This is a genomic window from Pseudomonas sp. PA-5-4B, assembly GCF_021606215.1.
Classification (GTDB): Bacteria; Pseudomonadota; Gammaproteobacteria; order Pseudomonadales; family Pseudomonadaceae; genus Aquipseudomonas; species Aquipseudomonas edaphica.
Map to the genome: position 1 here is coordinate 1 of NZ_WKDB01000011.1, position 22,975 is coordinate 22,975.

Below are 22,975 nucleotides of genomic sequence, written 5' to 3' on the forward strand. Positions count from 1 at the left end.
CAACCAAACTGCGCCATCAACCACCCACTCACCGTCGCCCCAACCGCTCCACCCACAAACGTCGCGGTCATATACAAACTGTTAATCCGCCCCTGCGCCTTGGGGTCCACCGCAAACGCCCGCGTCTGATTGGCCACCAACCCGGCCTGCACACCGATATCCAGCACGATCACGCCCAGCACCAGCAAGATCAGCGAGGTCTGCGCCCCTGCCAGCAGCAAAAACGCCAAGGTCACAATCCCCACGCTGGCCCCGATCACCTTGCGACAACCCAGTTTGTCTGCCGCCCGGCCGCCATACGACGCTGCGAACGCACCCACCGCGCCGATAATTCCGAAACCACCGGCCCAGGCACTGCCCAGCTGCCACGGCCCATTGGCGAGCAACCCGGCCAAATTCACCCAAAACGCGTTGAAGCATGCCCACAACAACGCCTGCACCAACATTGATTGCCGAATCGGGCTGTTATCGCGCATCAACGGCCACAGTGAAGCCAGCAGGCGAGGGTAGGACAGGTTCGTACTCGGCACGCCCGGCGGCAGTAGCCTCGCCGCGATAAACCACACCGGGATCATGAACGCCGCCTCCATGGCGTACACCGCCCGCCAGCCATACGCCTCACCGACCACACCACTGATGGTGCGGCCGAGCAAAATCCCCAACATGATCCCGCTGACCACCGTGCCCACATTGCGCCCGCGTTCGTGGGGCTGCGACATCACTGCCGCAAAGGGCACCAGTTGCTGCGGAACGCAACACACCACGCCCAGCCCGAACGAGGCGCCGATCAACGCCCAGATACTCGGCGCAAAAGCCGCCGCCAAGGCAAAGCAGAACGCCAGCGCAATCTGCCCGAGTACCAGCTTGCGCCGGTCAAAGCGGTCGCCCATGGGCAATAAAAACGCCAACCCGGTGGCAAACCCCAGCAAGGCCGCGCCTGCCACCAGGTTGACCGTCGACACTGCGACGCCCATGTCCGAGGCGATCAACGGCAGCACCGGCTGGGTGCAGTAAATGTTGGTGACCACCGCGCCGGCGATCACCGCCATCATGATGATCTTGCCTCGCGGCGGTGCATTCTCGGATGTCATGGCGTTTGCCTCATGTCGCTGGGGGATGAGTCGCCAACCTTACGCAGTCGCGTTTATGTCGATAATCCCCTAGGATCGGGAATCATCCTTCCAAAAATTGATAGGGCGTTATGAACCGTCTTGAATCGATGTCGGTGTTTGTTGCGGTGGTGGAGGCGGGCAGCCTGTCGGCGGCTGCGCGCCAGTTGGGCATACCGCTGGCCACCGTCAGCCGTAAAGTCGCGGAACTGGAAGCTCACCTGAAATCCCGGCTACTGCACCGCACCACGCGGCAGTTGTCGCTGACGGACGTGGGCGCTTCCTATCTGGCGGCGTGCCGGCGGATTCTCGAAGAGATCGGCGAAGCCGAACGGGCCGCCACCGGCGAATATGCCGTGCCCAAAGGCGAGCTCACGGTGACCGCGCCCATTGTGTTCGGGCGCCTGCATATCGTGCCGGTGGTGGCGGAGTTTCTGGCGCAATACCCCGAGATCAGCGTCAACCTGATGCTCACCGACCGCGTAGTACACCTGATGGAAGAACAGTGCGATGTGGCCGTGCGTATTGGTGACTTGCCGGACAGTTCGCTCAAGGCGCTGCAAGTCGGCACGGTGCGGCGGGTGGTGTGTGCCAGTCCCCACTATCTGCAAACCCATGGCGAACCGACCACGCCGCAGGCGCTGGCGGACCACAGTTGCATCACCTTTGAAGTGCTGTCCTCGGTGGGCGCCTGGGTGTTTGGGGCGGGTAAAGCGCAACAGAGCGTGCCCGTGCATTCGCGGCTGTCGGTGAACACCGCGGAAGCGGCGATTACGGCGGCAACGCTGGATGTTGGCGTGATTCGGGTGCTGTCGTATCAAGTGGCGGACGCAGTGCAAAAGGGTGATTTACAGGTGGTGCTGCAGCCCTACGAATCAGCGACGTTGCCGATCAGCTTGGTGCACAAAGGGCAGGCGCCATTGCCGCTGAAGGTGCGCGCCTTCCTGGATTTCGTCACCCCGCGACTGCGCGTGCGTGACGCAAATATCCCCTGATGTACGCACAACCAATGTGGGAGCTGGCTTGCCTGCGATACCGTTGGGTCAGTTGGCAGATGGGTAGCTGACACACCGCTATCACAGGCAAGCCAGCTCCCACACTAGATCGCCTCAGCCATCAGGCCACGGGACACTCCCGATTCAGCGCTTGATCCACCAACAATTGCGCAATCTCAACCATCTGCACCACTGCCAGCACCTGCTTGCGGCTTGATCCATCCAAGTGCTCGGCACAGTCGTAGGCACACACCGTCGCCGATTCCAGCATCTCGCTGGCATTGCTCAAGGCAACTTCGGTACTGAGGCCGGGGCGGACGGTGAAGATGAGGTTGGGTGGGGTTTGTGGGGTGTCATCCGAGGCGGATGGCGGAGGGTTAGGCGTGACTTTTTTCATGGTGAAGCTCCTATGAATGAGCACCTCCATCTCGCTACCACACGATGTAAGGAGGCGACTGTACACGGGGTGGTAGACCGGTCATAGAAACCCGGCAGGCCGAAGCCTCCCGTGCACAGCCGCCACAAAGCAGCCCGCACAAAAAAACGCCCGTAAGCGTTTTGGGGATCTATGAAAGAACCGGGCTACCACACCCGTTCGCTGATTTTGCAGCGACCCGCGAAGGTTAGCGGCGAGGTTGCTCGGACGCAACCTGAAAGATGTGTAGGGCAGGTCCCACAACTGACCACCCACCCTGTGGCGAGGGAGCTTGCTCCCGCTGGACTGCGCAGCAGTCCCAACCCAGCCACCTTCGATCCACCTGACACACCGCGTCCGTCGTTTTTTGGGGCCGCTTCGCAGCCCAGCGGGAGCAAGCTCCCTCGCCACAGGGGATTGCGGTGGCTTTGCAACCTTTCACAAAACCTTCATCAAACCGCCCCCCGCCAGTCATGTGCAAGTAATAGCACTGACACCTCCCGCGCCTACTGTCGTTTGAACTCAACCGCAGCCCTTGTGTGGCTGTTCAAACCAGACAGAGAAGCCCATGACTCACGCTATCCATGTCGATCACTTGAACAAGACCTTTGCGAAGAAGTCCGCATTGGTCGACCTCGAACTCACCATTGCCGCAGGTGAGATGGTCGCGCTGATTGGCGCTTCCGGTTCCGGCAAGTCCACATTGTTGCGCCATTTGGCGGGCCTGGCCTGTTGCGACAAGAGCAACGGTGGCAGCGTCAAGGTGTTGGGCCGGGAGGTGCAGGCCAGTGGGCGCTTGAATGGCAAGGTGCGGCGGTTGCGCGCAGACATCGGCTACATCTTCCAGCAGTTCAACCTTGTCAACCGCCTGAGCGTGCTCGACAACGTATTGCTCGGCTGCCTGGGCCGCATGCCACGCTGGCGCGGCAACCTCGGTTTGTTCAATGCCGAGGAAAAAGCCTTTGCCCTCGAATCCCTCGCCCGTGTGGGTTTGGCCGATTTGGCCGGGCAGCGTGCTTCGACCTTGTCCGGCGGCCAGCAGCAGCGCGTGGCGATTGCCCGTGCATTGACCCAGCGCGCCGAAGTGATCCTCGCCGATGAGCCTATTGCCTCGCTGGACCCGGAGTCGGCGCGCAAGGTCATGGAGATCCTCGCCGACATCAACCGCCGCGACGGCAAGACCGTGGTGGTGACCCTGCATCAAGTCGATTACGCCATGCGTTATTGCCCGCGTGCCGTGGCCCTTAAAGGCGGCCGGATTCATTTCGACGGGCAGGGCAGCGCCATGAGCAGCCAGTTCCTCAACGATTTGTACGGTGCCGACGTCGACACCAGCCTGATGTTTTCCGACCACACCCGCACAGCCGTCGCCACGCCTCGGCTGGCCATGGCGCGCGCTTGAAACCCTACTCACGACCCACAGGAATCCCGTCCATGTTGAACCGTATCGGCCAAGTGTTTCTGTCTGCGGTGTTGCTGGCCGGCGCCGCCATGGGCAATGCCCAGGCTGCCGACAAAGCCATCAACTTCGGCATCATGTCCACCGAGTCTTCGCAGAACCTCAAGAGCATCTGGCAGCCGTTTTTGGATGACATGCACAAGAAAACAGGCCTGACCATCAACGCCACCTTCGCCTCCGACTACGCCGGTTTGATCCAGGGCATGCGCTTTAACAAGGTCGACGTGGCCTGGCTGGGCAACAAGGCGGCGATGGAAGCCGTGGACCGTTCCAACGGCGAGATCTTCGCCCAGACCGCCGCCGCCAACGGCGCCGCCGGTTACTGGAGCGTGCTGATCGTGCGCAAGGACAGCCCGATCAACAACGTCGACGACATGCTCAAGAACGCCAAGAACCTGACCTTCGGCAACGGTGACCCGAACTCCACCTCGGGCTACCTGGTGCCGGGCTACTACGTGTTCGCCAAGAACCATGTGGATGCCGCCACCGCGTTCAAACGCACGCTCAACTCCAGCCATGAAGTCAACGCACTCAGCGTGGCCAAGGGGCAGTTGGACGTGGCCACCTTCAACACCGAAAGCTGGGACCGCCTGGAAGTCACCCAGCCGGACAAAGCCGCAATGCTCAAGGTGATCTGGAAATCGCCGCTGATTCCGGCCGACCCGATGGTGTGGAGCAAGGCGCTGACGGACAGCGAGAAAACCAAGATCCGTGATTTCTTCGCCCACTACGGCGACACCGATGAAGAGAAGGCGGTGTTGAAGAACATGCAGTTGGGCAAGTTCCTCGCCTCCAACGACGACCAGCTCTTGCCGATCCGCCAGCTGGAGCTGTTCAAGCAGCGCACCACCATCAGTGCCGACAACAAGCTTGAGGCAGCCGACAAGGCCAAGAAGCTCGCCGACATCGATGCTGACCTGGCCAAGCTGCAACAGCGCATCTCCGAGCTGGACAAGAAGACCGCAGCAAACGGCTAACCCCAGTAGGAACCGGATTCATGTGGGAGCGGGCTTGCCCGCGATTGCGGTGTATCAGCCAACAAATTTGTAACTGACAGACCGCTATCGCAGCGGTGCGGCGATCCGACAAGCCAGCTCCCACATTTTGATCGAGGACAACCATGACGACTTTACATGCTGAAGCGGTGGGTAAAAGAACCTGGCCGCAATACCTCGGCTGGGGCCTGTTCCTGGTCCTGCTGGCCTGGGCCTGGCACGGCGCCGAGATGAACCCGCTGGCGCTGTACCGCGATTCCGGAAACATGGCGACCTTCGCCGCCGACTTCTTCCCGCCGGACTTTCACGAATGGCGCTCCTACCTCAAGGAGATGATCGTCACCGTACAAATCGCCCTGTGGGGCACGGTGCTGGCCATCGTCTGCTCGGTGCCGCTGGGCATCTTGTGCGCCGACAACATCACCCCGTGGTGGGTCCACCAACCGCTGCGCCGCGTGATGGATGCCTTCCGCTCCATCAATGAAATGGTCTTCGCGATGTTGTTCGTGGTCGCCGTCGGCCTCGGTCCGTTTGCCGGTGTATTGGCCTTGTGGATCAGCACCACCGGCGTGCTCGCCAAGCTGTTTGCCGAAGCCGTCGAGGCCATCGACCCCGGCCCGGTAGAAGGCGTGCGAGCCACCGGCGCGAGTGCTTTGCAGGAGGTGATCTACGGCGTGATCCCGCAGGTCATGCCGCTGTGGGTGAGCTACGCGCTGTACCGCTTCGAAGCCAATGTGCGTTCGGCAACCGTAGTGGGCATGGTCGGCGCCGGCGGGATCGGCGTGATCCTCTGGGAAAACATTCGCGCTTTCCAGTTCGTACAAACCTGCGCGGTGCTGCTGGTGATCATCGTGGTGGTGAGCTGTATCGACGTGCTGTCCCAACGCCTGCGCAAGCAGTTCATCTGACGCCTGAGGGGTGCCCGCGCGGCGCTTTTTTTAAGCATGCAGTTGTCTAGACAAGATGAGCCGGTGTACCGCGAACTCGCGGATATCCTGCGCCGTGAATTGAGCAGCTACCAGGCCGGTGACTTCCTGCCCGGCGAGGTGCACATGGCCGAGCGCTTTGGCGTCAACCGCCACACCTTGCGCCGCGCCATCGACGAGTTGGTGTTCGAAGGCAGCCTGCTGCGCCGTCAGGGCAAGGGCACCCAGGTGCTCGACCGCCCGCTGATTTACTCGATGGGCGCCGAGACCTCCTACAGCCAATCGCTGTCGGCCCAGGGCGTCGGCGTGCAGGCGGTGTTGCTCAAGCGCCGCTATTGCTACGCCAGCCGCGACGAAGCCGAGCATTTGGGCATCGCCGAGATGGCCCCGATGATCGAGCTGCAAACCCTGCGCAAGCTTGATCACCAGCCCGTCAGCCTGATCCGTCATCGCTACTGCGCCAGCCGTGCGCCGTTGCTGGCTGATTACAACGGCGGCTCCCTGCGTCAGTACCTGCGTGAACGAGCGCTGCCGCTGACCCGCACCCAAAGCCTGATCGGTGCGCGTTTGCCCAACCGTGATGAAGCCGCGCTGCTGATGATGCCTCGGCACTTGCCGGCTCTTACGGTGTTTACCCTTTCCTGCGATCGCGATGGCCGCCCGGTGGAGCTGGCGCAGTCCACCAGCCGTTCGGATCGCTTCCAGTACCAAGTGGTGACTTGAATGATGAGTGTGTCCCCGCGACAACATTGGATCGGCGTATTAGCCCGCGCCCAGCTCAATGAACTGCAACCCTTTGAGGCCGCCTTGAAGGACGCCGAATACCAACTGATCCGCGCCCCGGAAATCGGCATGACCCTGGTGCGCGGGCGCATGGGCGGTGACGGCGCGGCCTTCAACGTCGGCGAAATGAGCGTGACCCGCTGCGTGGTGCGCCTGGCCGACGGCCGCACCGGCTACAGCTACCTGGCCGGGCGCGACAAGCTGCATGCCGAGTTGGCCGCGTTGGCGGACGCCCATCTGCAAGGCACGCAACCGAGCCTGTGGCTCAGCGACTTGATCACCTCCCTGGCCACTGCCCAAGCCAAACGCCGCGCCGAAAAAGAAGCTGACACCGCTGCCACCAAGGTCGAGTTCTTCACCCTGGTGCGAGGAGAAAACTGATGAACGCTCACCTGTTGCAACCGGCGTTTGTCGAGCCGGTGCTGGATGCCCAACGCGGTTTTCGTGCGGCCCTCAAGGCGCTGGCCGAACCCGGTTTGATCCAGCATCTGCCGTCCGCGCCACGCCTCGACGGCCTGGCGCCGGCTACTTACGCGCTGTGCCTGGCCCTGCTGGATATGGACACGCCGCTGTGGCTGGCGCCGAGCTTCGACACGCCGCTGATCCGCGCCAACCTGGCCTTCCACTGCGGTTGCCCGCTCACCGATAAACGCGAAGACGCGGTGTTCGCGCTGCTCGGCGAGCAAGACCTGCTCGACCTCGGCGGCTTCGACCACGGCAACGACCGTTACCCGGATCAGTCCTGCACCTTGCTCGTGCAGCTTACCGACCTGGAATCCGGTCGCGGCCTGCACTGGCGCGGCCCAGGGATCAAAACCCAGCGCCTGGTCAACCTGCCGGTGCCGCAAGCCTTCTGGCAAGAGCGCCAACGCCGTGAAGCTTTCCCGCGTGGCCTGGACCTGGTGTTCACCGCCGGCCACCACCTGATCGGCCTGCCGCGCAGCAGCCGTATTGCACAGGAGCACGCCTGATGTACGTAGCCGTCAAAGGTGGCGAACAGGCCATCGACAATGCCCACCGCCTGCTGGCAAAAAAACGTCGGGGCGATACGGCCATTCCTGAATTGAGCGTGACGCAGATCCGCGAGCAATTGCCGCTGGCGGTGGCGCGGGTGATGACCGAAGGCTCGTTGTTCGACGAAGAGCTGGCTGCGCTGGCGATCAAGCAGTCAGCAGGGGATTTGGTCGAGGCGATCTTCCTGCTGCGCGCCTACCGCACCACGCTGCCGCGCTTCAGCCCGAGTCTGCCGATTGATACGTCGCAGATGTGCTTGAGCCGACGTTTGTCGGCCACGTTCAAGGACGTGCCCGGCGGCCAACTGCTCGGCCCGACCTTCGACTACACCCACCGCCTGCTGGATTTTTCGCTGCTGGCCGAAGGTCAATACCCAGGCCCGCAGACCACGAAGGATGCGCAAATTGACGCCTGCCCTCGGGTACTCGGTTTGCTCGCCAAAGAAGGCTTGATCAAAAACGAAGCCGACGACAACGCCAGCGTCGCCGACATTACCCGCGACCCGCTGGAATACCCGGCCAGCCGCGCCGAGCGCCTGCAAGCCCTGGCCCGTGGCGACGAGGGTTTCCTGCTCGCGCTGGGCTACTCGACCCAACGCGGTTACGGCCGCAACCACCCGTTTGCCGGTGAGATTCGCATCGGCGACGTCGAGGTGTGGATCGACCCCGAAGAGTTGGGCTTTCCCATCTGCCTGGGCAGCATCGAAGTCACCGAGTGCGAGATGGTCAACCAATTCGTCGGCTCGGCCACCGAGCTTGCGCAGTTTACCCGTGGTTACGGCCTGGCGTTCGGGCATGCCGAGCGCAAGGCCATGGGCATGGCGCTGGTCGACCGCTCGCTGCGCGCCGGGGAATACAACGAAGAAGTCGTTTCACCGGCCCAGCGCGAAGAGTTTGTGCTGGCCCATTGCGACAACGTCGAGGCGGCGGGGTTTGTTTCGCACCTCAAATTGCCTCACTACGTGGACTTCCAGTCCGAGCTGGAACTGATCCGCAAACTGCGCCAACCGGCCGAGGGCAACCGCCATGAATGACTTGACCCAACCGGCTGTGCGCGACCCGGCGTACAACTTCGCCTACCTCGACGAACAGACCAAACGCATGATCCGCCGCGCCTTGCTCAAGGCCGTGGCGATTCCCGGTTACCAAGTGCCGTTTGGCGGCCGCGAAATGCCGTTGCCTTACGGCTGGGGCACCGGCGGCATGCAATTGACCGCCGCGATCCTCGGTGATGATGACGTGCTCAAGGTGATCGACCAGGGCGCCGACGACACCACCAATGCCGTGTCGATCCGGCGCTTTTTCGCCCGCACGGCGGGGGTTGCCACCACCGAAGCGACGCCCGACGCCAGCGTGATCCAGACCCGCCACCGCATCCCGGAAACGGCGCTGCAGGCCGGTCAGATCATGGTTTACCAGGTGCCGATCCCCGAGCCGCTGCGCTTTATCGAACCCTCGGAAACCGAGACCCGCACCATGCACGCCCTCAATGACTACGGGGTGATGCACGTCAAACTCTACGAAGACATCGCCACCTTCGGCCATATCGCCACCAGCTACGCCTACCCGGTGATGGTCGATGAGCGCTACGTGATGGACCCGTCGCCGATCCCCAAATTCGACAACCCCAAACTCGACATGAGCCCGGCGCTGATGCTGTTCGGCGCCGGTCGCGAAAAGCGCCTGTACGCGGTGCCGCCGTACACCCAGGTCACCAGCCTGGACTTCGAAGACCATCCGTTCGAAGTGCAGCAGTGGGAACACAACTGCGCCATCTGCGGCAGCCACGATTCCTTCCTCGACGAGCTGATTCTCGACGACGCGGGAACCCAGAGTTTTGTGTGTTCCGACACCTGGTATTGCGCCCAACGGGTCAAGGAGAACAACCAGTGAGCCAGCCTTTGCTTCAAGTACGTGACCTGTCGTTGCTGTACGGCCCGGAGAAGGGTTGCCAGGGCGTGAGCTTTGATCTTTACCCTGGCGAAGTGCTGGGAATTGTCGGCGAATCCGGCTCAGGTAAATCCACCTTGCTCTCGCTGCTGAGCGGGCGTTTGCCGCCGCAAGCGGGCAGCATCGGCTACCGCAGCAAGGACGGCGAATGGCTGGATTTGTACAGCGCCAGTGAAGCCGAGCGCCGCACCTTGCTGCGCACCGAGTGGGGCTTTGTCGAGCAGAACCCACGGGACGGCCTGCGCATGGGCGTGTCGGCCGGTGCCAACATCGGCGAACGCCTGATGGCCCAAGGCGTGCGCAACTATGCGCAACTGCGCGGCGCCGGTCTGGATTGGCTCGGCCAGGTGGAAATCGACCCGCAGCGCATCGACGATTTGCCGCGCACCTTCTCGGGCGGCATGCAGCAGCGCCTGCAAATCGCCCGCAACCTCGTCTCCAGCCCGCGCCTGGTATTCATGGACGAACCCACCGGCGGCCTGGATGTGTCGGTGCAAGCGCGCCTGCTCGACCTGTTGCGCGGCCTGGTACGTGAGCTGGATCTGGCGGTGGTGATCGTCACCCACGACCTGGCCGTTGCGCGTTTGCTCGCCGACCGCCTGATGGTGATGCGCCGCTCCCATGTGGTGGAAACCGGGCTCACTGACCAGATCCTCGATGATCCACAGCACCCTTACTCTCAACTGCTGGTGTCTTCGGTATTGCAGCCATGACAAATGCCTTGATCGAGGTCCGTGACCTCTCGAAAACCTTCACCCTGCATCAGCAACACGGCGTGGTGCTTAACGTGTTGCGCGGTGTGGCGTTCAGTGTGCAGGGCGGTGAGTGCCTGGTGCTGCATGGCCAGTCCGGCGCGGGTAAAAGCACCTTGCTGCGCACCCTGTACGGCAACTACCTGCCGGCGGGCGGCAGTATTCGTGTGCAGCATGCCGGTGAGTGGCTGGAGCTGGTCGGCGCCGAGCCGCGTGACATTCTTCAGGTGCGTCAGCAGACCCTCGGTTACGTCAGCCAGTTTCTGCGCGTCATCCCCCGCGTGGCCTGCCTGGACGTGGTGATGGAGCCGGCCCTGGCGCGTGGCTGGGCCAAGGCCGATGCGCAAGCCCGCGCCGAACAGTTGCTTACGCGCCTGAACATCCCGCAGCGCTTGTGGCAACTGGCGCCCGGCACGTTCTCCGGTGGTGAGCAACAGCGCGTCAACATCGCACGTGGCTTCATGGTCGCCTGGCCGGTGATGTTGCTGGACGAACCTACCGCGTCCCTGGACGACAACAACCGCCAGGTGGTGCTGGAACTGATGAACGAAGCCAAGGCCGCCGGCGCGGCGCTGATCGGCATCTTCCACGACCGCGCCGCCTGTGAAGCGGTCGCCGACCGCCATTTCGACATGACCCCATCGCCCGTCGCCCAAGAGGAATACGCCCATGCCCGCTGAACAGATCCTCACCCATGCCCAGGTCGTCACGGCGGAGCGCATGTTCCAGGGCACGGTGGTGCTGCGCGACGGCAAGATTGTCGACCTCGCCGAAGGCCGCAGCCAGTTGCCCCAGGCCCAGGACCTGGGCGGCGATTGCCTGCTGCCGGGCCTGGTGGAGCTGCACACCGACAACCTGGAAAAACACATGACCCCGCGCCCAGGCGTGGATTGGCCGTCGATCTCGGCGGTGCTCAGCCATGATGCGCAAATCATCGCGGCGGGGATCACTACAGTGTTCGACGCGGTGTCCATCGGCGATGTGAACCCCAAGGGCAACCGCATGAAAAAGCTGCCGGCGATGCTCGACGCGATCGCCCAGGCTGAAGACGCCGGCCTGACCCGCGCCGAACACCACCTGCACCTGCGCTGCGAGCTGTGCCACCCGGACACCCTCAGCGTGTTCCGCGACCTGGTGGAAAACCCGCTGGTGCGCCTGGTGTCGGTGATGGACCATTCGCCGGGCCAGCGACAGTTCGTGCTCGAATCCAAGTACCGTGAGTACTACATGGGCAAGTACCACCTCAACGACGAAACCATGGACGCGTTTATCGTGCTGCAAATGGCCAATTCCAAGCAATACAGCGACCGCTATCGCGCCGCCATTGTTGCGCATTGCCTGGAACGCGGCCTGTCGGTGGCCAGCCATGACGACGCGACGCTGGCGCATGTGGAGGAGTCGGCGGGCTATGGCATGACCATTGCTGAATTCCCCACCACACTTGAGGCGGCCAAGGGCTGCCAGGCGCTGAACATGAAAGTGCTGATGGGCGCGCCGAACGTGGTGCGCGGAGGGTCGCACTCGGGTAATGTGGCCGCCGCCGGCCTGGCTGCCGAGGGATTGCTGGATATACTTTCCAGTGATTACTACCCGGCCAGCCTGTTGCAGGCGGCCTTTGTGCTGGCCGATCAACAGGATGGCGGCGACCTGTCGCGGGCCGTCAAGATGATCAGCCTGGCGCCTGCACAAGCGGCGGGCCTCAATGATCGCGGTGAAATTGCCATTGGCCTGCGAGCGGATTTGGTGCAAGCCCGCCGCTGCGAGGGGCTTCCTGTAGTGCAACAAGTCTGGCGACAAGCGAAGAGGGTGTTTTGATGGCAGGCAGGTTGATCTATCTCATCGGGCCATCCGGTTCGGGCAAGGACAGCCTGCTGGATGCCGCACGCCCGCGCTTGGCCGAGCGCGGCTGCCGCATTGTGCGCCGGGTGATCACCCGCTCGCCGGAAGCGGTGGGCGAGGCCGCACAAGGGGTGAGCCCGGAGCAGTTCGCCGCGATGCAGGCCGAGGGCGCGTTTGCCCTCAGTTGGCAGGCCAATGGCTTGTGGTATGGCATTCCCAAGGCCATCGACGAATGGCTGGCGGCGGGGGACGATGTGCTGGTCAATGGTTCGCGTGCGCACCTGGCACAAACCCGCGAGCGCTATCCGAGCTTGCTGGTATTGCTGTTGACGGTGGATCAGGCCGTATTGCGCCAGCGCCTGATGGCACGCGGGCGCGAGTCCCAGGCCGATATCGAGCAACGCCTGGCGCGCAATGCGCGGTTTACTGCTGATTTGATCGCGGGCAATGGCCGCGGATTGTTTGTACTCGACAATTCCGGTCCGCTGGAAAACACCGTCGAGCGCTTGCTCTGCTGCCTCGATCACGGGCACACGGCATGCGCCTGACTTTACTGGGCACCGGTGACGCGCGGCAGGTTCCGGTGTATGGCTGCGAGTGCGCGGCGTGCGGTCTGGCGCGCAGTGACGCCAGCCTGCGCCGCCGCCCGTGCAGCGCGTTGATCGAGTGCGGCGAGCAGCGCTGGTTGATCGACAGCGGCTTGCCCGACCTCTGTGAACGCTTCCCGCCACGCAGCTTCAACGGGATTTTGCAGACGCACTATCACGCCGATCATGCGCAGGGTTTGTTGCACCTGCGCTGGGGCCAGGGCTTGATCATTCCGGTACACGGCCCCGCCGACTCGGAGGGTTTGTCCGACCTCTACAAACATCCAGGCATCCTCGATTTCAGCCAGCCGTTTGCCGAGTTTGAAACACGGCAGTTTGGTGAGCTGAGCGTCACTGCATTGCCGTTGCAACATTCAAAACCGACCTTGGGTTATCTGCTGGAAGGCGAGGGGCGGCGCATCGCCTACCTCACCGACACGGTGGGTTTGCCGCCGGCCACGTTGGCCTGGTTGCAACGGCAGCCGTTGGACGTGTTGGTGCTCGACTGCTCCATGCCGCCGCAGCCGCAAGCGCCGCGTAACCACAATGACCTGACGTTGGCGTTGCAGGGCATTGAGGAGACGGGTGCGAAATTGGGCGTGCTGACCCATGTAGGGCACACCTTGGATGCCTGGTTGCTGGAACACCGACGCGAGTTGCCACGGCATGTGACGGTGGCCTGGGATGGCCGGATTATTTGAACACCGCATAACCCTGTGGGAGCTGGCTTGCCTGCGATGGCATCAACTCGGTGTGCCTGATGTGCAGAGGTGCCTGCATCGCAGGCAAGCCAGCTCCCACATTTAGACTGTGTTGCATCAGGTAGATAGGCTTTTGCTTTGCACTTGATCTGGCTCTTGCTTCAACCACTCGACTCCAAAGCGCGCTGCAAACGCCTTGCGCCCCTTGGCGGTGACCCCCAGCGCGCGGCTGTCCAGATCCTGAGTCACCCACCCGCGATGGATCACGCATTGCAAAAAACCTGCGCCTAATGCCCCGGCCAAATGCGGGCGGCGCATGCTCCAGTCCAGGCAGGCACAGGCGAAACGCCGACGTTGCGCGCGCAACGCAGGCATATCCAGCCCCAACGCGATCATTGCGGTTTCGCCGGGGGCCGTCAGTGCATAGGTGCCGTCGCCAACCAGCCAACCAGAGGCAATGAAATGGTCGTGCAGGTGCACCGCCAGCGTGCCGGCCATGTGGTCGTAGCAGGTGCGTGCGAGCTGCAGGCGGTTGGGCGTGCTGGGGACAAATGCCTGGGCGGTGTTGCGGCTGATCACCATCAACCCTTCGATGGCCTGGGCCACGTGTGCGCCGGCGAGGCTGTAGTAGCGGTGTCGGCCCTGGGTGTGCAGCTTGAGCAGGCCATCGTCCTTGAGCCTGGCCAAGTGGGCGCTGGCCGTCGAGGTGCTGACGCCGGCAATCACGGCCATCTCGGTACTGGTGCGCGCATGGCCATCCATCAGCGCGCAGAGCATTTTTGTGCGCGCAGGCTCTGCTATCGCACCGGCGATTTGTGAGAGTGCCGCGTCATCATCAAAGGCGTTCATATTTCGTTCCTGAACGAATCATTGCCGCGTGGGAGGGCCGATAGTAACGCTTCTTTAAGCACAGGACGTCCCGGATGACACCGCTGCAAGCCGCTACCCATGTTGATCCCTATCCGTATTACGCAAGCCTGCGTCGCCATGAAGAACTGCTGTTCGATGCCGAGTTGGGGCTGTGGGTCGCCAGCCGCGCCAAGACGGTGGAGGCGGTGCTGACACACCCGGATTGTCGCGTACGCCCGTTGCATGAGCCGGTGCCCAAGGCGCTTGCACAGGGCGCGGCAGGACAGGTTTTTGCGCGGTTGATGCGCATGAACGAAGGCCCGGCGCATCGATGCCCGCGGGCGGCGATTGAACCGGCGTTGGCGGCGGTGGAGGCGTCGGCCATTGCTGAACGGGTCGCTCGGTTGATCGGCAGCGTGCAGACCCTGGATGCGCTGATGTTTACCTTGCCCGTCTCGGTGGTCGCGTCGCTGCTGGGATGCCCGGCGCCACAGCTGGCGTGTGTCGCCGGGCTAACGCGGGCGTTTGTCGCCGGCCTTTCACCGCTGAGCAGTGAAGCGCAGTTGTGCAATGCGCAGGCCGGCGCGTCGCAGTTGCAGCAGATGTTTTGTGCGGTGTTGGAAGAAACAGCGCTGCTGGCTCATATCCGCACTGGCAACTGGGAAAGTGCGCAGGTATTGACGGCCAATTTGATCGGCCTGTTGTCGCAGACCTGCGAAGCCAGCGCCGGGTTGATCGGCAACTCACTGGTGATGCTCGCGCGGCACCCTGAGCGGGTTGCGCAGATTATGCGCACGCCAGCCCTCGCCACGGCGCTGGTGGAGGAGGTGGCGCGTTACGATTCACCGGTGCAAAACACACGGCGATTCGTGGCGGCGCGCTGCACCATCGGCAACCGGGTGTTGGCGGCGGGAGAGAGTGTTTTAGTCCTGCTGGCATCGGCCAATCGGGACGCTGAGGCCAACCTCGATCCCGACAGTTTTGTGCTGGCGCGCACGCAACGGCGTCTGTTCAGCTTTGGTATCGGGCGCCATCAGTGCCCAGGCCAACAGATGGCGTTGACGATCGCCGCGCAAGCGCTGTTGGGTTTGTTGCGTCATCAGCCTGCCTTGCTGGCGGACGCTGGCCGGTTCAGCTACTGGCCCTCGCTTAACGGCCGTATCCCCAGGTTCAGCGCTGCGGCGCTAAGCCAGTAACCCTTCTCCCTATTCCACAAACGCTTGAGCCTTGGTACTCGCCATTCGACCTGCCGGAAGCGATCAGCTCGGCGGTAGCGCGCTCGATGAGGGCGAGAATATTCTGGCGGATGCGGCGTTGGAGAAGTGGGTGCGTTGTTAACCGGTCAATTCCGGCGCCCGGCTATACAGGTCCTGAGACACCCATTGCTGCACGATAACGTTCGGTAAAAACGCCGGGCTCAGCGCCCCTGCTGCGCTATGATCCTGGGCGGACCATTACGCGAGTGAATTATCCAGTGAGCCCGTTACCACGGATTGGTGTTGGCCTCAGAGCCCCCCACTATCAAGATTTCATGAACCATCACCCTGCGGTCGATTGGCTGGAGGTTCATACGGAGAACTACCTGGGCCCCGGAGGGAAAGACCTGCATATCCTCCGTCAGTTGGCACAGCGCTACCCGATCAGCCTGCATGGCGTCGGTTTGGGTATCGGCTCAGTCCATGGCTTTAGCAACGCACATGTCGAGCGAATTCGGGCCTTGGCCGAGCTGATCAACCCCTTTCTGATTTCGGAGCATTTGAGCTGGGGGGCTGTGGAAGGGCGCTGCTTGAATGATTTGTTGCCATTGCCCTTGGTGGAGGCGTCACTGAACCTGGTCTGTGATCGGGTCGATCAGGTTCAAAACGCTCTGGGCCGGCCGCTCATGCTCGAAAACGTGTCCACCAGCTTGCGGTTCAAGGGCGACACGCTGGGAGAAACCCAATTTCTCGCTGAAGTGGTCGCACGCACGGGGAGTGCTGTGTTACTTGATCTGAACAACCTTTACGTGAACCAGTGCAACCACGGTGAACCTGCGCTCGAGGCGATGCGCAGGCTGGATTCGACCAGCGTTGGCGAATTGCACCTGGCCGGCCATAGCCACGCTGAGGGGCTGTTGATCGATGACCATGGCAGTGCTGTGGCGGAGCCGGTCTGGTCGTTGTATCGCACGGCTTTGCGTCAGTTTGGGCCGGTGCCGGTGCTGGTCGAATGGGACACTCACCTGCCGCCGCTGGGCGAGTTGCTTGATCAAGTACGGATCGCCAGGGCGATTGCCGAAGAGGTGTTGCATGACACTTGAAGAACTGGCGGTGTTACAGCTCGAATTTTCCCGCGCTCTGGAGGACCCGGCTCCATCACCCCGCTTACCGCAGAGCTGGCTGCTGGCCGGTGTATCGGGTAGTGAACGACGCTTCGCTCGCTACCGCAGTGGCCTGTGGCAGCATCAGGAGCAATCGTTGGCACTCACTCATCCGGTGATCAAGGCATTGGTGGGCGATGAATTCTTTCGCACCCTGGCTTTTTCCTATGGTCAACGGTATCCCTCGCATCACCCTGATCTGGGGCGGTTCGGTGAGCACCTCGCGGAGTTTCTGGGTACTTATGTGCCCGTGGCAGCGTATCCGTATTTCGCCGACGTGGCAGCCTTGGAGTGGGCAGTTCATTGCGCCTGCACAGCCAGTGACGTCAATGCATTGGATGCTCGGGCAATGGCGGCGATAGGTGCCCAGGCCCTGGAAAGTACGCAACTCACTTTGGCTCCGGGTTGTGCATTGGTGAGCAGTGGGTGGCCGATCTTTGCTATCTGGGCGGCCCATAACAAGGGTGACCAGAGCGTGCCGAAGGTGGCCGGTGGCGCCTGTTCGGCGCTGGTGTATCGAAGTGGCTGGCGCGTGGAGGTTCGCGAGGTTGATGCTTGGGAGTTCACTGCACTGGCCCGTCTGCTGGAGCATGCGACCTTGGGGGATGCACTGCTGGCCGCGCAGGAACACTATGCAATGAATCGCGATGACGGCGCGTTCATTGACAGCGCTGCATGGGTGACGCGCTGGTTGTGTGATGGGTTGCTGGTCGCCATACCGTAGGTTTTTGAACAGCATTGTTTCACTGGGTGTCACGCCGCTTTCCCAGGATAGGCGCGCAGAGCCGTGGCCGGGAACCAAGGGCTTTCAGATGATTGGATCCAATTTTAACATCTTGAAACATTTGCCGGTCTGAATTAATTCGACATATTTAAGCCATGGGCTATAAAAAATAACGCATAGAACAAAAGCAGTTACCAAGTGTGCATTCAGGAATAAGCACTGTCCGTGCTCCTTTGCTGATCTGGTAACGATACGCTTGGCAGCGTGCGTCTTTGGCTAAGAAAGACGCGTCGCAGACCCGGGTCAGGAATGGATTCCGACGATGCCGCCCCGTGCGGCAAAGTTTTGCAAGGAGCAACACATGCATCCGATCTGCTTAACAGCCGCCTCTGCGTCGTGTCGGCCGGAGAACCTTCTGGTTGCGGGGCACAAAAGCTCCGAGCTTCGGCGTCATGTCGAGTGCCTGGTTCATTCCCTTCGTCTGATCTTCTGCCCCACCTTGATCGCCGAGCCCTGAAAGGCTCCGATCGGCTCAGTGTCGTCTTCACATCTTTGATGAATAACCCCTGACTGGCTCCAATGTTAGTTGGCTCACGTACGTGAGCGTAAAAAAAATAATTGAATGTACCCATCCTTAACCGGGAACTTGCGTGATGAATCTAAAAGATATTCTGGTAGCCACCGCCTTGGCTTCTATCAGCGGTGCTGCGTTGGCCGATGCAGCCACCGAGAAAACAGTAGAAACCGAGGTCTGCTACGGTGTGGCCAAGGCAGGGCACAATGATTGCTCCGACAGCAGTTGCCTGCATGACTGCTCGGAATCGAGCAAGGTCGACAATGACCCGAACGAGTGGATGGCTGTGCCCAAAGGCACGTGTACGCAAATGGGCGGGGTGCTCAGAGCCCAGCCTTATGCATGCCAGGCCGATGAGCAGACGGAAACTTCGGTGAAGAGTGCGCAAATGGGCGAGCGCCTGTTCAATCAAGGCGATCATACCCGTGGTATTCCTGCGTGTTCTTCATGCCATGGCGTGGCCGGTGATTCGCAAAATGCCGACTATCCGAAGTTGTCAGGACAGTTCGGCAAATACCTTGACTCCCAACTGCGTGCCTTCCGCGACGCTTCTCGCCCGTCCCCTGTCATGGTAGCGGCTGCCAAATCCCTGAATGACGAAGACATTGCCAACGTGGTGCAGTACCTGGTCCAGCCCTCGACAACAGCGGTGCCGGCGACGGTGCAAGGTCAGGCTGATACGACCGGCCCGGTAACGGCGGTCACACGCTGATAACAGCGACTGCGCCGGGATGAAATCCCGCCTTTTTAAATACACTCACCTTACGCTGCTCATGCGTTGAATATCGACTAAGTATCACAGTCGATTGCGTGGTTAGTTGCGCGGGCGAGGCGTTATTAAGTTGCAGGTTTTAATGCGGCTCGACGGCCGTCGAGTGTAAAAAAGCAAAATAAAAAAAGACAAAGGCTTGTTGATTTAAAGATGGTTTTCAGTATTGTCTGTCTATGGACGCCACCGCTTGAAAGGGACTGCAAACATGTCGGGTGAAAATGTGGAATATGACTCAGTGGCTGACCGTTTGAATTCGGTGATAGTGAGTTCATTCACGGGGCAATGCGTTGAGCAGAAGGGCACCTCCAAGTATGAATTCAGGCAAGACGAATTTTGGCGCAAGCTGGAGCGTTGGCATTCGGTGGATGCGGATACATTTCTCAATCATCTCTGGCAAGAAAAGAATGCGGTGACCAGTGTTGCGGTACTGGGCGATCTCATCAAAGATATAACGCCTGCCGGTTTTGTGAGCGATATTGAGAAGGGCCATCAACTGGCCCCGATGTCGATAAGACTGACACCCTATATTTTGTCATTGATTGATTGGTCTAATCCTTATTTTGACCCGTTGCGTCGACAGTTCTTGCCACTGGCGTCGGAAATCGAAGTTGATCACCCCATGGTCCAGCTTGATCCGATGGGCGAACAGAATGACTCCCCCGCCATGGGCCTTACTCACCGTTACCCGGACCGTGTGTTGTTTCTGGCAACCAATGTATGCCCGGTCTACTGTCGTTACTGCACCCGTAGTTATGCGGTGGGGCTGGATACCGATGTGGTGACTAAGCAGAAAATCAATGCACCTGGAGAGCGTTGGGAGCCGGCGTTTCGCTACATAGCAGCCAACTCCAGCGTGGAGGATGTGGTGGTTTCCGGTGGCGATGCTTATCGCCTCAAAGCGCGGCAGATCACTGATATTGGCGAGCGTTTGCTGGAGATTCCCCACGTGCGGCGCATGCGTTTTGCCACCAAGGGGTTGGCTGTACTGCCGATGAAAATCCAGAGTGATCACGAATGGACCGATGCCATCGCTCGCTTGTCCGATCGTGCACGCAAAATGGGTAAGTCGATCGCCATTCATACGCACTTCAATCACCCTAATGAAATTACCGACATGACGGTGAAGGCACTGCGGATTTTGTATGAGCGGGGTGTGGAGGTCAGAAATCAGGCGGTTATCTTGAAAGGCGTTAATAATAACGCGACGGACATGCATCGGCTGAATGAGTGCCTGGCGTATTGTAATGTGCGTCCATATTACTGTTTTCAAGGTGACATGATTCGGGGCGTAGAAACACTAAGAACCAGCCTTGCCGACTCTATCGCCCTGGAGAAGTCGACGCGCGGCTTAATCGCCGGGCATAACACGCCGCACTTTATTGTGGACTTGCCGGGTGGTGGCGGTAAACGTGATATTCATAGTTTTGATTATTATGACAAGCACGTAGGTGTGGCTGTTTACCGAGCGCCAGCGGTTAAGAAAGACAAGTTCTTTTTGTATTGTGATCCGTTGCATACGTTGGCTTCGGATGTTCAGGCGTTGTGGCTGAGTCCCGCGTCGAGGACGCAGTTGCTGAATGACGTTGTACACGCTGCATACTAACGAAATGTTCAATCACCGTGAATGGAAGCATCGAAATGAACCAAGTTAATAAGATTGATTGGATTCGTCACCAGGACTACCTTCAGGCCATCGCGCAGTCCAAGTCGACGGGTAAGCCGATACTGATTTATTTCAATAGCCGCTCATGTGGCGGTTGTAACCGGCTGGTGGACAGTGTTTTGAATGATCCGCAATTGATTGGAGCGGTCAGCGGCTCGGTGATTCCAGTCTGGGTCGAAGTGGAAAACGACAAGCCGGATCCACGTATTTCAGAATTGGTAGGCAGCCACATTTTTATTATGTCGCCGGTCCTCCAGCTTATTTCCAGTGAGGGGGATATTTACCACAAGTTCCTGGGCGCTCCCCTGCACACAAGGCTGGACTTGGGTTATTGCCGTGTGCATCACGATGTGGCCGGTGATATCGATGCCAAAGAAGTCCTCGCGCAATTGTCGGTAGGCCTGGCTAAACAGGCGATGGCCTCCCACAACTATAGCGTGGCTGAGTCTCTCCTGAGAAAAGGACTGGATACTCGCGATGCCGAAAGTATCGCAGTGCGTGAAGCTGAGTACTGGCTGCCGATCGCCCAGGCGCGTGGGCAATATCCTGAAGACAGCCTGCCCGAAACGGGGATTGCGCAGACCCCTATCGCTCGAGAAGTGCGACGTTTTTGCAATACGCTGATTCAAGTGCCGGATCATGAATTGATGGTCGACTGGCCCGGCGTACAGGGTGAAGGCGGTTGGGCGCATTACACCGACTGTCTGCGTGAACTGTGCCTGGGTATTTATCAAATGCTGATGGATGTTGCCACGGACGCAGCGCAACAGCGAAACGCGCAAGGTCGAGGCTTGAGTCGTGCGCAGATGATCGTTCGTGACTGGCAAGTGGCATTCCGGGATCTGCAGGCCAGCCTCATCGGGCTCAAGGGCGCTGAATACGATCAGCAGCATCTCCATCAGAATTACACCCTCGGCAAGCAGCGCACGATCCGCAACAATATTGTGCACTGCGTCATGGCTGAGTTCTGGGCGCATGCCCCCGCCATACGTTCGACCCTGGAGGCGAGCCGCTCGAATATCGAGAGAACGGATAAGGTCAGCCCGGCGATGCTCAACTGGGAAAAATATGGCCCAGCGCCGTCTAACTTCGGCAACCTCCATTCTCTGCTGGCGCTTTGGGAGCAGCGTCATCAGCAATTGGTTGAGGAGTTCTCGGGTATCAGCGATGCCGAGCTCGACGCCACCCGCAGCTGGTGGGAGGACTCACCGGTCTCGATAAAATTCCGTATGTGCCGCTTGGGTTGGCATTTCCATGATCATGCAGCGGTTGTCGAAACCATCTGCCAGCGCATCGGCCACGAACGTTCGGAGACGGAGTTGCTGGCCAAGCTTCTGTTTAATGCGCTTGGACGTGCCGAAGGGGAAATGGTTGGCTTGTCTCACGAAGAACAGCACGCGCTTTTCGCCAATGCCGCGCAGCAATTGAAAGAGCGCAGTGACGAGCTTGCCCGGGTTTACGAGGGGTATCTCAATAAGTCCAATGCTGGCGCCCATGCTCCATTGAAAGCCCAGTCGCAAGCAGCTGCGGTGTGAATGACCCGGCGGCGCGCCTTGCGCGCCGCTTCAAGGATGGAACCGTGATGAATATAGTGCAGCAGATGTTTGGTGATCAAACCGAGACGTTCCTGGGAACATGCTGGCCGAAACACGCCTACGTCGCGGACGGTGAGATGAGCCGGTTCAGCGCGTTGGCAGCCTTGGATGAGTTCCAGGATATCCGCAAGCTCTTCAGTGCACTGCCGGGATCTGTCGATCTGCTTTTCCCCGGAGGCAAACGTATCACCGTGGCAAAGTCAGCCGACGCTCTTGCGCCTTACAACGACGGTGCCGCGATGGTTTATATAAAGGACCTGGAAGCGATTCCGACCATTTCCAAGGCCTGTGATGAGCTGGCCAGTGTGTTGGATATTCCACGGCACTATGTCAGCTGTGAAGCGTTTGCCGCCAACTATGGCGTAGAGGTCGCCACGCACTTTGATCACGAAACGAATTTCATGATCCAGATAAAGGGCGAGAAGACCTGGGCCTTTGCCGAAAATACCGCATTGCCCGATCCGATTTATCCGTTTTTCCCAAACAACCCGAACCGCTTTTACACCGACGGTATTCAGCCCTATACAGGGGCGGCCTTACCGCGCGTGATGCCTGAAAATAAACAGGTGCGGTTAGTCAAGCCGGGCACCACAACCTTTATGCCGCGTGGCTATTGGCACAGTACGGTGGCCCATGAGGAGTCGTTTTCAATAGGCTTCGTGATTAATCCTCCGACGCTGGCCGATCTCATTACCTACGCCGTGTTGGAAAAGTTGCATGGCATTGAAGCGCTCAGGGCGCACCCGCTTGATACGTTATCGGTACAGGCGCGCACGTCGATTCTGGAGAGTATTCAGCAGGGTCTTGATGAAGCCGGGAGGTTATCCAGCCAGTTGACGCCCGAGCAATTGCTTCAACGCTATAAGCAATCACGTAAAGGCAATGTGCGTACGTTGAGCGCTCTTTAAGTACGAT

The 22,975-nt window shown here is 60.3% G+C and carries 24 protein-coding genes; 21 read left to right on the forward strand and 3 right to left on the reverse strand.

Going from position 1 to position 22,975, the window contains the following annotated elements:
* The coding region (locus GIW28_RS07640) for an MFS transporter (RefSeq protein WP_236490389.1) at positions 1 to 1,091 on the reverse strand (1,091 nt) is incomplete at its 3' end.
* A 110-nt stretch (positions 1,092 to 1,201) separates the two neighbouring features.
* Here GIW28_RS07640 and GIW28_RS07645 point away from each other — a divergent pair.
* A complete protein-coding gene (locus tag GIW28_RS07645; protein WP_236448196.1) occupies positions 1,202 to 2,104 on the forward strand; it encodes a LysR family transcriptional regulator in 903 nt (300 codons plus the stop codon).
* A 121-nt stretch (positions 2,105 to 2,225) separates the two neighbouring features.
* Here GIW28_RS07645 and GIW28_RS07650 read toward each other — a convergent pair whose 3' ends face one another.
* Complete coding sequence (locus tag GIW28_RS07650; RefSeq protein WP_099490001.1) at positions 2,226 to 2,501, reverse strand: DUF6124 family protein; 276 nt, start codon at positions 2,499 to 2,501, stop codon at positions 2,226 to 2,228.
* A gap of 586 nt (positions 2,502 to 3,087) precedes the next feature.
* On the opposite strand from GIW28_RS07650, the gene phnC reads away from it, so the two are divergent.
* From phnC to phnP, 13 genes are all read left to right on the forward strand, one after another.
* The gene (phnC, locus tag GIW28_RS07655; RefSeq protein WP_017136206.1) at positions 3,088 to 3,921 is read left to right on the forward strand and encodes a phosphonate ABC transporter ATP-binding protein; all 834 of its coding nucleotides are present in this window, start codon (positions 3,088 to 3,090) and stop codon (positions 3,919 to 3,921) included.
* Positions 3,922 to 3,953: 32 nt separating this feature from the next.
* Positions 3,954 to 4,955: a phosphonate ABC transporter substrate-binding protein gene (gene phnD, locus GIW28_RS07660; RefSeq protein ID WP_017136207.1), complete on the forward strand. Its 1,002-nt coding sequence runs from the start codon at positions 3,954 to 3,956 to the stop codon at positions 4,953 to 4,955.
* Positions 4,956 to 5,098: 143 nt separating this feature from the next.
* Positions 5,099 to 5,881 carry a phosphonate ABC transporter, permease protein PhnE gene (gene phnE / locus GIW28_RS07665; RefSeq protein ID WP_017136208.1) on the forward strand — a complete coding sequence of 261 codons (783 nt, stop codon included), beginning with the start codon at positions 5,099 to 5,101 and terminating at the stop codon, positions 5,879 to 5,881.
* Between the two features lie 36 nt (positions 5,882 to 5,917).
* On the forward strand, positions 5,918 to 6,622 hold the full coding sequence (phnF, locus tag GIW28_RS07670) for a phosphonate metabolism transcriptional regulator PhnF (protein WP_169985717.1): 705 nt from the start codon (positions 5,918 to 5,920) through the stop codon (positions 6,620 to 6,622).
* Positions 6,623 to 6,625: 3 nt separating this feature from the next.
* Entirely contained in the window at positions 6,626 to 7,063 is a 438-nt protein-coding gene (phnG, locus tag GIW28_RS07675; protein ID WP_099490085.1) for a phosphonate C-P lyase system protein PhnG, read from the forward strand.
* Complete coding sequence (phnH, locus tag GIW28_RS07680; RefSeq protein ID WP_138451751.1) at positions 7,063 to 7,653, forward strand: phosphonate C-P lyase system protein PhnH; 591 nt, start codon at positions 7,063 to 7,065, stop codon at positions 7,651 to 7,653. Before phnG ends, phnH begins: the two co-directional genes overlap by 1 nt.
* The gene (locus tag GIW28_RS07685) at positions 7,653 to 8,729 is read left to right on the forward strand and encodes a carbon-phosphorus lyase complex subunit PhnI (RefSeq protein ID WP_170038999.1); all 1,077 of its coding nucleotides are present in this window, start codon (positions 7,653 to 7,655) and stop codon (positions 8,727 to 8,729) included. Before phnH ends, GIW28_RS07685 begins: the two co-directional genes overlap by 1 nt.
* A complete protein-coding gene (locus GIW28_RS07690) occupies positions 8,722 to 9,588 on the forward strand; it encodes an alpha-D-ribose 1-methylphosphonate 5-phosphate C-P-lyase PhnJ (protein ID WP_170039002.1) in 867 nt (288 codons plus the stop codon). Before GIW28_RS07685 ends, GIW28_RS07690 begins: the two co-directional genes overlap by 8 nt.
* A complete protein-coding gene (gene phnK, locus GIW28_RS07695; RefSeq protein WP_171045849.1) occupies positions 9,549 to 10,358 on the forward strand; it encodes a phosphonate C-P lyase system protein PhnK in 810 nt (269 codons plus the stop codon). The genes GIW28_RS07690 and phnK overlap by 40 nt, the downstream gene beginning before the upstream one ends.
* Positions 10,355 to 11,077 carry a phosphonate C-P lyase system protein PhnL gene (gene phnL / locus GIW28_RS07700; protein WP_236446641.1) on the forward strand — a complete coding sequence of 241 codons (723 nt, stop codon included), beginning with the start codon at positions 10,355 to 10,357 and terminating at the stop codon, positions 11,075 to 11,077. Before phnK ends, phnL begins: the two co-directional genes overlap by 4 nt.
* Entirely contained in the window at positions 11,067 to 12,212 is a 1,146-nt protein-coding gene (locus GIW28_RS07705; RefSeq protein WP_017136216.1) for an alpha-D-ribose 1-methylphosphonate 5-triphosphate diphosphatase, read from the forward strand. The genes phnL and GIW28_RS07705 overlap by 11 nt, the downstream gene beginning before the upstream one ends.
* Positions 12,212 to 12,784, forward strand: a complete 573-nt coding sequence (phnN, locus tag GIW28_RS07710) for a phosphonate metabolism protein/1,5-bisphosphokinase (PRPP-forming) PhnN (RefSeq protein ID WP_236446639.1) — start codon at positions 12,212 to 12,214, stop codon at positions 12,782 to 12,784. The genes GIW28_RS07705 and phnN overlap by 1 nt, the downstream gene beginning before the upstream one ends.
* On the forward strand, positions 12,775 to 13,524 hold the full coding sequence (gene phnP, locus GIW28_RS07715; RefSeq protein ID WP_236446637.1) for a phosphonate metabolism protein PhnP: 750 nt from the start codon (positions 12,775 to 12,777) through the stop codon (positions 13,522 to 13,524). The genes phnN and phnP overlap by 10 nt, the downstream gene beginning before the upstream one ends.
* A 117-nt stretch (positions 13,525 to 13,641) precedes the next feature.
* Here phnP and GIW28_RS07720 read toward each other — a convergent pair whose 3' ends face one another.
* Positions 13,642 to 14,373, reverse strand: a complete 732-nt coding sequence (locus GIW28_RS07720) for an ArsR/SmtB family transcription factor (protein WP_138453468.1) — start codon at positions 14,371 to 14,373, stop codon at positions 13,642 to 13,644.
* Positions 14,374 to 14,447: 74 nt separating this feature from the next.
* Between GIW28_RS07720 and GIW28_RS07725 the strand changes: the two genes are divergently transcribed.
* The 7 genes from GIW28_RS07725 to GIW28_RS07755 all read left to right on the forward strand — a co-directional run bounded on the left by GIW28_RS07725 (position 14,448) and on the right by GIW28_RS07755 (position 22,968).
* Entirely contained in the window at positions 14,448 to 15,569 is a 1,122-nt protein-coding gene (locus GIW28_RS07725) for a cytochrome P450 (RefSeq protein WP_236446635.1), read from the forward strand.
* 278 nt (positions 15,570 to 15,847) lie between these two features.
* A complete protein-coding gene (gene bufB / locus GIW28_RS07730; protein ID WP_017136221.1) occupies positions 15,848 to 16,672 on the forward strand; it encodes an MNIO family bufferin maturase in 825 nt (274 codons plus the stop codon).
* Positions 16,662 to 17,456, forward strand: a complete 795-nt coding sequence (locus GIW28_RS07735) for an HvfC/BufC N-terminal domain-containing protein (protein WP_017136222.1) — start codon at positions 16,662 to 16,664, stop codon at positions 17,454 to 17,456. Before bufB ends, GIW28_RS07735 begins: the two co-directional genes overlap by 11 nt.
* Positions 17,457 to 18,109: 653 nt before the next feature.
* Entirely contained in the window at positions 18,110 to 18,742 is a 633-nt protein-coding gene (bufA1, locus tag GIW28_RS07740; RefSeq protein ID WP_017136223.1) for a BufA1 family periplasmic bufferin-type metallophore, read from the forward strand.
* Positions 18,743 to 19,007: 265 nt separating this feature from the next.
* Positions 19,008 to 20,405, forward strand: coding sequence for a KamA family radical SAM protein (locus tag GIW28_RS07745; RefSeq protein WP_017136224.1), 1,398 nt, complete (start codon positions 19,008 to 19,010; stop codon positions 20,403 to 20,405).
* A 35-nt stretch (positions 20,406 to 20,440) separates the two neighbouring features.
* Complete coding sequence (locus GIW28_RS07750) at positions 20,441 to 22,000, forward strand: thioredoxin family protein (protein ID WP_017136225.1); 1,560 nt, start codon at positions 20,441 to 20,443, stop codon at positions 21,998 to 22,000.
* Complete coding sequence (locus GIW28_RS07755) at positions 21,997 to 22,968, forward strand: JmjC domain-containing protein (protein ID WP_157786482.1); 972 nt, start codon at positions 21,997 to 21,999, stop codon at positions 22,966 to 22,968. Before GIW28_RS07750 ends, GIW28_RS07755 begins: the two co-directional genes overlap by 4 nt.
* Positions 22,969 to 22,975: the final 7 nt, after the last annotated feature.

Bases quoted from the DNA above. Each gene is read 5' to 3' on its own strand.
- phnF (WP_169985717.1), top strand. From the start codon at position 5,918: ATGCAGTTGTCTAGACAAGATGAGCCGGTGTACCGCGAACTCGCGGAT.
- GIW28_RS07735 (WP_017136222.1), top strand. From the start codon at position 16,662: ATGACACTTGAAGAACTGGCGGTGTTACAGCTCGAATTTTCCCGCGCT.
- phnG (WP_099490085.1), top strand. From the start codon at position 6,626: ATGAGTGTGTCCCCGCGACAACATTGGATCGGCGTATTAGCCCGCGCC.
- GIW28_RS07685 (WP_170038999.1), top strand. From the start codon at position 7,653: ATGTACGTAGCCGTCAAAGGTGGCGAACAGGCCATCGACAATGCCCAC.
- phnD (WP_017136207.1), top strand. From the start codon at position 3,954: ATGTTGAACCGTATCGGCCAAGTGTTTCTGTCTGCGGTGTTGCTGGCC.
- phnC (WP_017136206.1), top strand. From the start codon at position 3,088: ATGACTCACGCTATCCATGTCGATCACTTGAACAAGACCTTTGCGAAG.
- GIW28_RS07650 (WP_099490001.1), bottom strand. From the start codon at position 2,501: ATGAAAAAAGTCACGCCTAACCCTCCGCCATCCGCCTCGGATGACACC.
- GIW28_RS07705 (WP_017136216.1), top strand. From the start codon at position 11,067: ATGCCCGCTGAACAGATCCTCACCCATGCCCAGGTCGTCACGGCGGAG.
- GIW28_RS07745 (WP_017136224.1), top strand. From the start codon at position 19,008: ATGTCGGGTGAAAATGTGGAATATGACTCAGTGGCTGACCGTTTGAAT.
- GIW28_RS07690 (WP_170039002.1), top strand. From the start codon at position 8,722: ATGAATGACTTGACCCAACCGGCTGTGCGCGACCCGGCGTACAACTTC.
- bufA1 (WP_017136223.1), top strand. From the start codon at position 18,110: ATGAATCTAAAAGATATTCTGGTAGCCACCGCCTTGGCTTCTATCAGC.
- phnE (WP_017136208.1), top strand. From the start codon at position 5,099: ATGACGACTTTACATGCTGAAGCGGTGGGTAAAAGAACCTGGCCGCAA.
- GIW28_RS07750 (WP_017136225.1), top strand. From the start codon at position 20,441: ATGAACCAAGTTAATAAGATTGATTGGATTCGTCACCAGGACTACCTT.
- phnP (WP_236446637.1), top strand. From the start codon at position 12,775: ATGCGCCTGACTTTACTGGGCACCGGTGACGCGCGGCAGGTTCCGGTG.
- phnH (WP_138451751.1), top strand. From the start codon at position 7,063: ATGAACGCTCACCTGTTGCAACCGGCGTTTGTCGAGCCGGTGCTGGAT.
- GIW28_RS07645 (WP_236448196.1), top strand. From the start codon at position 1,202: ATGAACCGTCTTGAATCGATGTCGGTGTTTGTTGCGGTGGTGGAGGCG.
- GIW28_RS07725 (WP_236446635.1), top strand. From the start codon at position 14,448: ATGACACCGCTGCAAGCCGCTACCCATGTTGATCCCTATCCGTATTAC.
- GIW28_RS07720 (WP_138453468.1), bottom strand. From the start codon at position 14,373: ATGAACGCCTTTGATGATGACGCGGCACTCTCACAAATCGCCGGTGCG.
- phnL (WP_236446641.1), top strand. From the start codon at position 10,355: ATGACAAATGCCTTGATCGAGGTCCGTGACCTCTCGAAAACCTTCACC.
- phnN (WP_236446639.1), top strand. From the start codon at position 12,212: ATGGCAGGCAGGTTGATCTATCTCATCGGGCCATCCGGTTCGGGCAAG.